This window comes from Leeuwenhoekiella sp. A16 (assembly GCF_047946675.1).
GTDB lineage: Bacteria > Bacteroidota > Bacteroidia > Flavobacteriales > Flavobacteriaceae > Leeuwenhoekiella.
In genome coordinates, this window is the sequence record NZ_CP172313.1 from 762,112 (window position 1) to 774,569 (window position 12,458).

Below are 12,458 nucleotides of genomic sequence, written 5' to 3' on the forward strand. Positions count from 1 at the left end.
ACTAAATAATTTTTATAATGCTCGTCTAAGTTGAATTACCCAGGTTAGGGTATTTCTTAGATCTTCCATCTGGTATGATAAAAGATGCTTCATGTTAGGAGGCATATTTTGTAACGTATTTATGCGCTCATACTCGCTGTAACACTTTTCATCTGCTTTTAGGCAACCTTCTAATAAATAATCAGGATCAAAATATAACAGCATCCCTCTTAAATACATGATAAACTGTTGAGCAGGAACAGTAATCATTTTTTGTAAACGTGCCGTTCTTGTCACTTTGTTATCAAAAAAAGATGCGATCTCAATATTATAGTGATGTCGTTTTTCTGCCTGCTCATCACAATACTCTTTTAATAAGGTTTGCCGCTTTTCTGTTAAATGATAAGCTATGCGATATTTTCTCTCTGCTTGTACCATTAATAGGAGAAGATGGCTAATCTCTCGGGTTAATTTTTTAGGAGTTTTCATAGTTAGGTTGTTATAGATTGTATTACTTAAAATTACATGTGGCGATAACAACCTTTTAGCTTTTTCCATTTTATAATTGTCACAAAAAATATCTAGTTATTATTTTAACATATTTAATGTCAGTTTATTACAAGTCATAAATATCTATATTACTACGTGAGCAGACAGATAAGCCATTATTCCTCCTAATTCCCTTTATAAATTCATCATAATTTATGATAATAGAATTAACAAAAATTATTAGTATTAAAAATACTACGTATTGTGTTAAGCACTAGAATTTTATACTCCTAAATTTGTCCTATAAAATTAAATTAAGATGCTGCGCTGGTCTTTTGTATGTATTCTTGTGGCAATTGCCGCTGCTGTTTTCACTTATGGAAACGTAATTAAAGGTGCAGAATTAAGCGCTAAAATATGTATGATAATATTTTCTTTCCTTTTTGTGTTAGCATTAATTGTAGAAAGAAAACCAAAGTAAAATATGTGTTAATGATTGAATAGCTCTCTAAAATCCAACCAAGTTTCAGAAAAATATTCGGGGGTATGATTTTTCTGGAAACGCAAAGCTATTCATAAAAAAACCGGTCTGTTGACCGGTTTTTTAATTTATATGATTTCCTGTTAAATTCTCCTTTCTAGGAAGTCCCACGTACCTTTTTTTGATATGCTTTAGGCGTGGTATTGTATTTATTCTTAAATATTTTTGAAAAGTAGCTTCTACTTGTAAAACCTACAGAATATACTATTTCTGAAATACTAAAGTCTGTCGTCTTTATTAATTCTTCTGCTTTTTCTATACGTACGTTCTTTATATAGTCAATAACGGTACGATCGTAAAGATATCTAAAAGCAGATTGCAATTTTGCTGCAGGTATGCCAGCTCGTTGTGTAAGCGACTCAATAGTATGCGGTAAACCTACATTATCATCTATATACTCTGCAAGTTCCTGCGCTTTTGCCAGTTCTCTTTTTGACAAAGGATTTTGCGGAAATTCATTTTGAAGATCATCTCTAAATTGTTTTATCTGCAAAGCAAGAATTAGATTGATCTGGCTTTCTATTAAAAACTTGCTAATAAGACCATCCTTTTCTATAGTTTTGAGATGTTTAATCTGCTCTGCTATTTTTAAATTATAGGTACCACGATATGAAAATTCCTCAGCATTTTCATTTAAGAACAGTTCTTTTAAAGGGTCGTCTATAAAATCTAAATAACCGCGATGATTTAGGTATTTCTCGCGATGTAACTTAAAGATATTAAACTGCAACAATTTATTTGCACTCAGGCAAAGCTCCATACCCTTACTGGTAGCACTTAGTATTATAGATTGATAATCATCTACAGATATCCATTTTGATTTGTCATAAAACCGCTGTTTTAGATCGCCATTGAGGCAGTAAATAAAGTATAGCGGACTTAAAACCGAAGTGTTTATTTTTAAAACAATATCATCATAAAACTCAACATCATATTCAAGAAGCGATATTCCGCCTTTAAAACCTATATATCGTATTAATCCCTTACCTATCTCATTATTCAGTTTAAGTGAGTATTCTTCATTATAGTTTGAAACTTCTCCTTTTAAAGAAGCATTAAGTTTATGAATTAATTCATGCACTTCGTCTTCAGCATTCAATTCTATCTCCCGCATATATGGTTGTTTGGTCAGGTTTTTTAGGCTTTAAACTGTTATAAAAACCTAAAAAATAAAGGTGCGGTAAAGTGGACGAATTGGTTAACTCAATTCTAATGATGATTAACACAAAACGTTTTTTAAGTTAATTTTAAGAAATAATTAACAATAATGCAGACAGGTTGACACATGCTCTACAATCATATTCTTTTTGTAGATTATTTTTTAAAACCATTGGTATCACCTAAAAATTCGCTGGGGCTTACGCCAAACTTTTCTCTGAAGATTTTAGAAAAGTAACTTCTACTATTGATACCCAGCTCATTAGCAACTTCAGAAATATTATGATCTGTAGTTAAGAACAAATGCTTTGCTTTTTGCAATCTTAACTCCTGCACATGTTCATTGATCGTATTGCTGTACATAAGCTTAAAGCACTCCTGCAATCTATTTACATTTGTACTTAAACGATCTGCAAGTTGCGGTATGGTAGGGAGATCATTTAATTCATTTTCAATAATATGCATTGCCTCTTTTACTAACTCTATCTCCTGAGTTGTCATAAAAGCAGTATTCTCTGTAATAGAAATCTCTGCGCTGTATCTTTCAAGCTGTACGGTAAGCAGGTTATACAGTAACCCCTTAATGTATAAAGCGCGTATAAAACCTTCTTTTTTACAGTTAATGATCTGCTGTATTATATCATAAATCTCTAAGCCAAAGGTACCGTTATGATAAAATGTATTTACCGCATACACATCTTTAAATACCGCATATAATTCACGATCTAGAACCAGAAAATCAAAATCAAAATCTTGTTGAAATTTTGCACGATCTATCTCTAAGCAAATCATTTCTACAGCTTGATCTATGGGGAATGTTAAGGTATGGTGTGTATGGTAATTGCCCACCACAATTATCTTTTGAAACTCACCCACATAAAACGGTGTATGGTGATGCTCAAGGCTATGTTGTACCTCACCTTTTGTTGTATAAATAAAGCGTAAAGGCTGGTATACGCGCGAGTTAAATTTAAAGTGCATTTCTTCACTAAACTCGACATTAAAATGTATGTGCTGTAACCCAGAACTAAAAAGGATAAATTCTATTTTTCCCTTACCCAGATGTTCAGGAATTTTAATAAAACAAAGCCCCTCTTCATTTACAACACTAGAATTTAATTGTTTGGCAAGATCGTTCATAGAACTTAAGGTAGAACCCCCATCTATATTGATAGTTCTCATTGGGATAGATTTTAGAGTGTTACTCTCCCAAAAAGAATAGAAGCGATTTTAGGTTTCCGCACAATTATTTCTTAAGGTACGCATATTAATCATATATTATTTACAAATGGCTATGAGATATGTTTACAGATAAGAAAAATAGTAAATGCGTTATTTTTAAGCATACAGTTGCTTTTTCACCTAAAAATCTCCCTTAAAAAGCACCCAGATAATTCCCGATTTTTCACCTAAAATAGCCGATTTTACCTCCTAAAAATCACTAAATTAAACACCGTGTAAAAGCTTCTGTAAAACTAATGGTATGGCAATTTCTATAGCAATTCACGGTGGTGCCGGCACTTTAATTAGAGGCGAAATGACACCTTCTAAAGAGCAGGCCTATAAGACCCAGTTACAACTTGCAACAGAGACAGGATATGGTTTACTTGAGAAAGGCAAAAGTGCTATTGAAGCCGTAGAAGCGGCAGTAAAAATTCTGGAAGATACACCTCTCTTCAATGCAGGAAAAGGAAGCGTTTTTACGGCAGAAGGTAAACATGAGATGGACGCTTCTATCATGAATGGTGAGAACCTAAAAGCGGGAGCTGTCTCGCTGGTTTTTGGCATAAAAAACCCGATTTCTCTGGCACGAGAAGTGATGCAAAACAGCGATCACGTTTTTTTAGCAGGAGAAGGGGCTATTGAGTTTGCAAAACTGCATGGTTACAAGATAGAAAATGAAGACTATTTCTACGACGACTATCGCTTTAAACAGTGGCAGGAAGTTAAAGGTACAGCTAATTTTCAGCTTGATCACAGCGCAAAAAAAGATTCAAAATTTGGGACTGTGGGTGCTGTAGCCTGTGACACCTTTGGCAATTTGGCGGCAGCCACTTCAACGGGAGGTATGACCAATAAAAAGTGGGGTCGCATAGGCGATTCTCCCATCATAGGTTCTGGCACTTACGCAAACAATAAAACTTGCGCTGTAAGCTGTACCGGCAGCGGTGAATATTTTTTGCGTGGCGTGGTGGCCTACGATGTTTCCTGCCTTATAGAATACAAAGGGCTGTCACTAGAAGAAGCGACCTCTACCGTAATTTTTGAGCGGCTTAAAAACCTGGGTGGTGATGGCGGTCTTATTGCTGTTAACGCTCAGGGCGAAATAGCAACGCCGTTTAATACAGAAGGTATGTACAGAGCCTATAAAACCTCCTCTGGAGCATCAAAAATCGCTATTTATGCCGATTAATTGTTGATAGTAGGTGAATTCATATCTACATGCAGAATTTTTACCTGATGCTTTTGAATATTGAATTTATCACCTTTAGCTAAAATATGCGTCTTCAGATTTGTGAGCGACATGAGATCGCCTTTAGACACGTATTTTTCAGAATTAAATTCTAACTCGCCGGGATCAAAAATAATAACCATTCCAGAGCCTATAACCTCAACCGTATTGCAATTCTTGATCACGAGCCCGGTATCCTCAGCAAGACCAATCCCCACCATATGCGGAAATTTCGCAACAGCTTCTGCAAGTCTGCCAAATCTGCCGCGACGTATAAAATGAGAATCTATAATTAGATTAGGAATAAAACTCATCCCCTCGCCCATTTTTACGGCTCCTTTTATAAAAGCTTCTTTTACGATACCGCCCATGATCATCTCATGTGACATACACATTGCACCGGCACTGGTACCGGCTACGATGAGCGATTCATTTTGATACCTTTCTTTTATAAGTTTATGAATGCTTGTCCCTCCTATTTTTCTCGTGATCTCAGATTGATTCCCGCCAGAGAACATGATACAATTAGCCGTTTTGATCCATTCTATATATTCAGGATCTTCAGACTGCTCGCGCTGCCTGATATCCATAATTTTAATATTAGTGCATCCCAGCTTACTAAATGCTCGTATGTAATTTTCTCCTACTTCATCTGGTATACTCGATGCGGTGGGTATAATAATTATAGAAGCTTCTTTACCACCACTCTCCTGTACAACCCGTGACAAAATACTGTCTTCTATGTATTCTGTATGGTATTTTTCCTGATTTCTTACTCCTTTATTCTCATTGCCACCTATGGGAATAAGCGTTCCTTTTAACTTCATTTATCCCGTGTATTTTGAATATAAAAATACAGCTAATGTTCTAAGAAATAGAGTACTTTTATATAAATTCATTATGAAATTTAATACGCATCATATATGAAGATAAGAGAGATTGATGCATTAAGAGGTCCTAATTACTGGTCTATACGCAGGCATAAACTTATTGTAATGGTACTCGATCTTGAAGATACAGAATACCTGCCCACACATAAGATTGAAGGCTTTAGCCAGCGGCTTCAAAATATGTTTCCCGGTATGTATGAGCACACGTGCTCAGAAGGTGTAAAAGGCGGTTTTTTTACACGCGTAAAAGATGGCACCTGGATGGGTCACGTTGCAGAACATATTGCCCTCGAGGTACAAACACTTGCCGGGATGGATACCGGTTTTGGGAGAACAAGGGGCTACGGCGAGAGAGGTGTTTATCAGGTGGTTTTCTCATATATAGAAGAAAATGTAGGCAGATATGCTGCAGAGGCTTCTGTGCGCATCTGTGAGGCTCTTATTCATGCAAAGCCTTATGATCTGGAAAAAGACATACAGGAAATGCGTGAGCTGCGCGAAATAGAGCGAATGGGACCAAGCACTCATGCCATAGTTTTAGAAGCAGAGCGCAGAGGCATCCCCTGGATTCGGTTAAATAAAAGTTCGTTATGCCAATTAGGTTATGGTTCTAATCAAAAGAGAATACAAGCTACCATTACCAGCAAAACAAGCAGCATTGGCGTAGAACTTGCATGCGATAAGGAAGAAACAAAAAGAATACTTGAGCAAGCGCAAATACCTGTACCTAAAGGTGAAATAATAGAAGACCCTGAAGATCTTAAAAATGTATGCTCGCATTTAGAATTTCCGCTTGTTATAAAACCCATAAACGGCAATCACGGCAGGGGCGTAACGGTAAATATAAATACCTACGAAGCCGCCGATCAGGCTTTTAAAATTGCTTCTGAAATTTCAAACAAAGTAATTGTAGAAAGGCATATTAGCGGAGAAGATTTTCGCCTTCTGGTCATTAATTATAAATTTGTCGCTGCCGCGAAAAGAACTCCCGCGCATATCATAGGTAATGGCACATCTACAATTAAAGAGCTTATTGAAGAGGTAAATAAAGATTCACGCAGAGGTTATGGTCATGAGAATGTGCTTACTATAATCACACTAAACGAGTTATCTCAAAATCTTATAAAAGCAAAGGGTTACACACCAGAAACTATAATCGCTAATGGCGAACTGCTAATTCTAAAAGACACTGCTAATCTTAGTACAGGCGGAACTGCAGAAGACGTCACAGATAGTGTACACCTTTCTAATCGCACAATGGCAGAGCGTATCGCGCGTCTTATAGATCTTGATATCTGTGGCATTGATATTATGACTACAGATATTACCAAGCCTGTATCTGAAACCGGCGGGACCGTTCTTGAAGTAAATGCAGCTCCCGGTTTTAGAATGCACCTTTCTCCAACTACTGGTTTACCCAGAAATGTTGCGGCTCCCGTAGTAGATGAATTGTTTCCTACAAAAGGAGACAAAGGCAGAATTCCCATTGTTGCTGTAACAGGAACTAACGGAAAAACAACTACAACACGCCTAATCGCACACATGGCAAAAATGAATGGTTGCCGCGTAGGTTACACGACAACAGATGGTGTGTATATTCAAAACCAACTTGTAATGAAAGGCGATTGCACCGGTCCCTTAAGTACTGAATTTGTCTTAAAAGATCCTACGGTCAACTTTGCAGTTTTAGAATGTGCCAGAGGTGGTTTATTGCGGGCGGGATTGGGTTTTCAAAACTGTGATGTTGGTATTGTTACTAATGTGGAAGAAGATCATCTTGGTCTTAGAGGTATTCATACCATAGATCAACTTGCAAGGGTAAAGGCCGTAATCCCAGAGACTGTCCTTCCTGACGGTTATGCAATTCTCAATGCAGATGATGATCGCGTTTATGCGATGCGTAAGAATCTCACCTGCAATATTGCGCTGTTCTCTATGCATGAGAAAAATCCACGAATTCTTGAATTTCAAAATAACGGCGGACTAACAGCTGTTTATGAAAACGGATATATAACCATAAGCAGAGGCGTATGGAAAATGCGGGTGATGAAAGCTGAGAATATTCCGCTTACTTTTAATGGTAAAGCATCTTTTATGATCGAAAATATTTTGCCCGCCGTAATTGCAGCAAATGTTAGCGGTATTAGTATTGACGATATTAAAGCCGCACTAGAGACTTTTGTGGCCTCACCATTACATACACCGGGAAGATTAAATTTATTTCAGTTCGAAAATTTTAAAGTCCTTCTTGATTACGCGCACAATCCTTCAGGAATGCGGGCACTCCAAAAATTTACAAATAACATCAACGCTTCGGTTAAAATAGGGATAATTGCCGGTATTGGCGATAGACGTCCAGAAGACACAACCGCTCTGGCGAGGATAGCCGCAGAAATGTTTGATGAGATCATAATAAGAATGGATAAATGCCTGCGCGGCCGCACCGAGGAAGAACTTATAAAAATGCTTCAAGAAGGTATAAAATCGGTTGATATCAATAAAAAAACGACTATTATTCCATCAGAAATTGAAGCGCTTACCTATGCCATGAATACGGCGCCACATAATGCTCTTATCGTTCTTTGTAGTGATGAAGTACGGGAAACTATTAGCCTTATGAATAATTTTAAAGAACAGGAATCACAAGGCGTGAATTACTTTCAAATCAATGCTTCTATTCAAGCAAAACCTCGAGAAAAACAGGTTTATAATTGAATTTATTAAAAAGAAAAATCCCTGCAAATGCAGGGATTTTTTTGTGACCCCGGAGGGATTCAAACCCCCAACCCTCAGAGCCGAAATCTGATGCGCTATTCAGTTGCGCCACGAGGCCATTATTGTTATGCTAATCTTGATTTTACTATTGATGAAATGGTTTTGCCATCTGCTTTACCGGCAAGTTGCTGTGAAGCCTGCCCCATCACTTTACCCATATCTTTCATCCCGCTTGCTCCCGTCTCTGCGATTATTTGATCTACCACAGCAGTAATCTCTTCTTCACTCATCTGCTCTGGTAAAAATTGAGCGATAACCTCAGCCTGAGCTAATTCGGGCTCTGCCAGATCTGCTCTGCCTTGTTCTGTATAAATAGCAGCACTGTCTTTACGTTGCTTTACTAGTTTCTGAAGCAATTTAAGTTCATCATCTTCACTTATCTCTTCTTTAGAACCAGTTTCAGTTTGAGCCAGTAAGATTGCAGATTTTATTGCGCGCAAAGAAGAAAGAGCATTTTGATCTTTAGCCTTCATAGCCTCTTTCATCGCGGTCATTACATCTGCCTGTAAACTCATTTTATGCTGTTTTATTTAGGTGTGCGAAGATAATGATATTTAAAATCATGAACCACATTTTGCTTTCAATTTTTATGAACTTAGAATATGTTGTAAATGAAATCTCTTCAGAAATAAAATTTAGGAAAACGCCAATAATTATAGTCCACTCTTTCTATTTTCTGCCCTTTTTAAGCGATTTTAGTCACTTTCTGCCGATTTTTTCCTTTCTAATTGAGATCTTTCTCCTGTAAATAAAAAACCCGAAACCATAATAGTTCCGGGTTTTCTCATGTAAATACTAACTAAATTTAATCTACATTATCGTGTAAAAATGAATTATTGCTACGTAATTGCACATCATCATTTCCGTCTGTTCCTAAGGTAGTACGTGATATTTTTCCCTGAGCTGAAGGATTCTCATCAAGATTCACGCCCATGCGCTTGTAAGCCGGTTGTTTCTCGATCTCATCAATCTTTGCATGATTATGATTGAACTTATAATTAAATTCTTTCATCATACGCTTACGCTCTGCCGCTCTTTCAGTAAGTAATTTTGATATAGGGCTGTTCATAGGATCCTCATCGCCCTCTACTGGTGCAGGTTGCGCTTTTGACTCTACAGTTCTTTTCTCAAAACCTATATAATCGTCTTCTTTTTTAGCTGCCAGTGCTTTTGCAGGAGCAGGCTTTGCTTTGTTAAGCTTCTCCTCCATTTCCATATAATCATCAAGACTATATCTTTTTTCACCTCTGTTGTTAACTTCGGTAACGGGAACAACTTCTACCGGATTATTTACTTCTATATTCTTAATATCGTCTTCTAATGTATAAACAATCTCCTTTTTTTCTTCCTGCTTAGGTGCTTTTGGTCTGTCCTCATTTATAGGCATATCAAAAGAAAAAGTGAATTGCTCTTCATCAATTGACTTAGGTTTTTCCTGATATTCTACAGGCTCATCAACACTTACGATCTCAAAATCTTCTTCTTCTACATTATAATCTATCACCTCCTCATACACTACCTGCAGATTGCGTATTAGATCTGTGGTAGGTATAAGATCCATCTCATTTTTTGAGGCAGCTTGTTTCGGCAACATAGCATCAAGCGGTTCTTCTTCCTCATCAAGTGTGTGAACAATAACCTGCTTTTCAGGCTTAGATTCTTCCTTTGGTGCAGAAACAGTATTTACAGGTCCGCCCGTACGCTTTGGCGAAAGGTCATGTTGTGCCTTTTGCTCGTCTTCAAGCGTATGGATTATCTTTTTAGTCTCTGTATTTACGATCTCATTCTGCTGTTCTACGTTAAACCCCGTTGCAATAATTGTTACTGCAATAGCATCACCCAGGCTCTCATCTTCACCCACACCCATAATGATGTTTGCACTGTGACCAGCCTCATCCTGAATGTGATCGTTGATCTCTCCTATCTCATCAATAGTGATTTCCTCATTACCAGAAACGATGAGCAACAATACGTTCTGTGCACCGGTTATCTTATTGTCATTAAGCAAAGGAGAATCTAAAGCTTTACGTATCGCATCTGTAGCGCGGGTACCGCCACTTGCATGCGCACTTCCCATAATTGCGGTACCACTGTTACTAAGAACAGTTTTTGCATCACGCAAGTCAATATTCTGCGTGTAATGGTGCGTAATTACTTCTGCTATACCACGAGAGGCCGTAGCAAGAACCTCATCTGCCTTACTAAAACCAGCTTTAAAGCCCAGATTTCCGTATACCTCGCGTAGTTTATTGTTGTTAATAACGATCAATGAGTCTACATGGCTACGCAAACGCTCTACACCTAATTGTGCCTGTGCATTTCTCATCTTACCTTCAAACTGAAAAGGAATTGTTACAATCCCCACAGTAAGAATATCCATCTCTTTTGCCATTTTTGCAAGTATAGGCGCTGCACCTGTACCGGTACCACCACCCATTCCTGCGGTAATAAATACCATCTTGGTATTTACACCAAACATCTGTTTGATCTCTTCTGTGCTTTCTATAGCAGCCTGCTCACCTATTTCTGGATTTGCACCAGCACCAAGACCTTCGGTAAGGCTAACACCTAACTGAATTCTTATAGGCACAGGACTGTTCTCCAGAGCTTGAGAATCTGTGTTGCAGACTACAAAATCTACACCTTTAATACCCTGGCTAAACATATGGTTTATAGCATTACTACCACCACCACCTACACCAATTACCTTGATGACATTACTTTGGTTTTTTGGTAAATCAAACGAAATGTTTTCAAAATCTGTGTTGCTCATAATATCTTGTTTTACCCGTTTTATTCTGTATTTATTCTTTTTCTTTTTTTTATTCGGCGTTATCTAAAAAATCCTTGAATTTTTCTGCCCACTTATCAAATATGCTTTTGCGTTCTCTCTTTACTTCAGGCTCCTCATGATAATCTTCTTCATAAGAAATATTTTCCTGTGGCAACGCTTCATCATCTTCAACTTCCTCTTCTACCACTGCTGTATCCTGAGGTTCTTCTTTGTGTAAATTATGCTCAAGACTATTCATAACAAGACCAACTGCTGTGGCATATAGAGGGCTCGTAGTTTCAGAATCACTATCACCGGCAAGATGCTCGTTAGGAAAACCTATGCGCGTATCCATCCCGGTTATATATTCTACTAGTTGCTTGAGATGCTTGAGTTGAGAACCACCGCCAGTTAAAACTATACCGGCGATCAGTTTCTTCTTTTGCTCTTCATGACCATAATTCTTGATCTCGAGATAAACCTGCTCTACGATCTCAACAACACGTGCGTGAATTATCTTAGAAAGGTTCTTAAGGGTTATCTCTTTAGGTTCACGACCACGTAAACCAGGTATTGAAACGATCTCGTTATCTTTATTCTCTCCCGGCCATGCAGAGCCAAACTTGATCTTAAGTAATTCTGCCTGCTTTTCTATAATTGAGCAGCCTTCTTTAATATCTTCTGTGATCACGTTGCCACCAAAAGGAATTACAGCTGTATGTCTTATAATTCCGTCTTTAAAGATTGCCAGATCTGTTGTACCACCACCTATATCAATCAATGCGACACCGGCTTCCTTCTCTTCCTGACTTAAAACCGCATTTGCAGAAGCAAGAGGTTCTAGGGTTATTTTATCAAGATTTAATCCGGCGCTTTTTACACAGCGACCTATATTTCTTATGCTAGAAACCTGACCTACAACCACGTGAAAATTGGCTTCCAGACGACCACCGTACATACCGATAGGTTCTTTTATTTCGGCTTGACCGTCAACTTTATATTCCTGCGGTAATACATGAATGATCTCCTCACCGGGTAACATAACCAGCTTGTGTACCTGGTTGCACAACATATCAATATCTCTGGCATTGATAACCTCATCTGCATTGGTCCTGGTGATATAATCACTGTGCTGTAAACTGCGTATATGTTGACCCGCAATACCTACAACCACATCTTCTATCTTTATACCAGAAACACTCTCAGCTTCCTGTACGGCTTGTTGTATAGACTGTATCGTTTGGGTAATATTATTTACCACCCCACGATGTACGCCCAGACTTTTTGACTTACCAATACCCAGTATCTCAAGTTTATGGTACTCATTGTAACGACCTATCATCGCTACAATTTTGGTAGTACCTATATCTAATCCTACTGCTATGTCCTTATGCTCCATAA

The 12,458-nt window shown here is 37.8% G+C and carries 9 protein-coding genes and 1 tRNA gene; 2 read left to right on the top strand and 8 right to left on the bottom strand.

From position 1 onward, the window contains the following. Positions 1 to 12 precede the first annotated feature (12 nt). The 3 genes from ACH3O9_RS03280 to ACH3O9_RS03290 form a co-directional block, all read right to left on the bottom strand. Complete coding sequence (locus tag ACH3O9_RS03280) at positions 13 to 468, bottom strand: hypothetical protein (protein WP_416444358.1); 456 nt, start codon at positions 466 to 468, stop codon at positions 13 to 15. Between the two features lie 638 nt (positions 469 to 1,106). Then, a complete protein-coding gene (locus ACH3O9_RS03285) occupies positions 1,107 to 2,123 on the bottom strand; it encodes a helix-turn-helix domain-containing protein (protein WP_416444360.1) in 1,017 nt (338 codons plus the stop codon). A gap of 200 nt (positions 2,124 to 2,323) precedes the next feature. Next, positions 2,324 to 3,349 carry a helix-turn-helix domain-containing protein gene (locus ACH3O9_RS03290; protein ID WP_416444362.1) on the bottom strand — a complete coding sequence of 342 codons (1,026 nt, stop codon included), beginning with the start codon at positions 3,347 to 3,349 and terminating at the stop codon, positions 2,324 to 2,326. 301 nt (positions 3,350 to 3,650) lie between these two features. Here ACH3O9_RS03290 and ACH3O9_RS03295 point away from each other — a divergent pair, with 301 nt between their 5' ends. Beyond that, positions 3,651 to 4,580 carry an isoaspartyl peptidase/L-asparaginase family protein gene (locus ACH3O9_RS03295; RefSeq protein ID WP_416444364.1) on the top strand — a complete coding sequence of 310 codons (930 nt, stop codon included), beginning with the start codon at positions 3,651 to 3,653 and terminating at the stop codon, positions 4,578 to 4,580. Here the strand turns inward: ACH3O9_RS03295 and ACH3O9_RS03300 are convergent. Continuing rightward, positions 4,577 to 5,446, bottom strand: coding sequence for a cyanophycinase (locus tag ACH3O9_RS03300; protein WP_416444366.1), 870 nt, complete (start codon positions 5,444 to 5,446; stop codon positions 4,577 to 4,579). The two genes, ACH3O9_RS03295 and ACH3O9_RS03300, sit on opposite strands and share 4 nt — an antisense overlap. A 96-nt stretch (positions 5,447 to 5,542) precedes the next feature. On the opposite strand from ACH3O9_RS03300, the gene cphA reads away from it, so the two are divergent. Beyond that, complete coding sequence (gene cphA / locus ACH3O9_RS03305; protein ID WP_416444368.1) at positions 5,543 to 8,224, top strand: cyanophycin synthetase; 2,682 nt, start codon at positions 5,543 to 5,545, stop codon at positions 8,222 to 8,224. 44 nt (positions 8,225 to 8,268) lie between these two features. On the opposite strand, the gene ACH3O9_RS03310 is transcribed toward cphA, so the two are convergent. The 4 genes from ACH3O9_RS03310 to ftsA form a co-directional block, all read right to left on the bottom strand. Continuing rightward, positions 8,269 to 8,342: transfer RNA gene (locus ACH3O9_RS03310), tRNA-Arg, on the bottom strand. Between the two features lie 7 nt (positions 8,343 to 8,349). After that, entirely contained in the window at positions 8,350 to 8,799 is a 450-nt protein-coding gene (locus ACH3O9_RS03315; protein WP_416444370.1) for a GatB/YqeY domain-containing protein, read from the bottom strand. Positions 8,800 to 9,089: 290 nt separating this feature from the next. Continuing rightward, entirely contained in the window at positions 9,090 to 11,057 is a 1,968-nt protein-coding gene (gene ftsZ, locus ACH3O9_RS03320) for a cell division protein FtsZ (RefSeq protein ID WP_416444372.1), read from the bottom strand. A 49-nt stretch (positions 11,058 to 11,106) separates the two neighbouring features. Beyond that, positions 11,107 to 12,456, bottom strand: a complete 1,350-nt coding sequence (ftsA, locus tag ACH3O9_RS03325) for a cell division protein FtsA (protein ID WP_416444374.1) — start codon at positions 12,454 to 12,456, stop codon at positions 11,107 to 11,109. Between the last annotated feature and the right edge of the window lie 2 nt (positions 12,457 to 12,458).

Coding starts and splice junctions, on each gene's coding strand:
- ACH3O9_RS03280 (WP_416444358.1), bottom strand. CDS start 468: ATGAAAACTCCTAAAAAATTAACCCGAGAGATTAGCCATCTTCTCCTA.
- ftsA (WP_416444374.1), bottom strand. CDS start 12,456: ATGGAGCATAAGGACATAGCAGTAGGATTAGATATAGGTACTACCAAA.
- ACH3O9_RS03285 (WP_416444360.1), bottom strand. CDS start 2,123: ATGCGGGAGATAGAATTGAATGCTGAAGACGAAGTGCATGAATTAATT.
- ACH3O9_RS03300 (WP_416444366.1), bottom strand. CDS start 5,446: ATGAAGTTAAAAGGAACGCTTATTCCCATAGGTGGCAATGAGAATAAA.
- ACH3O9_RS03315 (WP_416444370.1), bottom strand. CDS start 8,799: ATGAGTTTACAGGCAGATGTAATGACCGCGATGAAAGAGGCTATGAAG.
- ftsZ (WP_416444372.1), bottom strand. CDS start 11,057: ATGAGCAACACAGATTTTGAAAACATTTCGTTTGATTTACCAAAAAAC.
- ACH3O9_RS03295 (WP_416444364.1), top strand. CDS start 3,651: ATGGCAATTTCTATAGCAATTCACGGTGGTGCCGGCACTTTAATTAGA.
- ACH3O9_RS03290 (WP_416444362.1), bottom strand. CDS start 3,349: ATGAGAACTATCAATATAGATGGGGGTTCTACCTTAAGTTCTATGAAC.
- cphA (WP_416444368.1), top strand. CDS start 5,543: ATGAAGATAAGAGAGATTGATGCATTAAGAGGTCCTAATTACTGGTCT.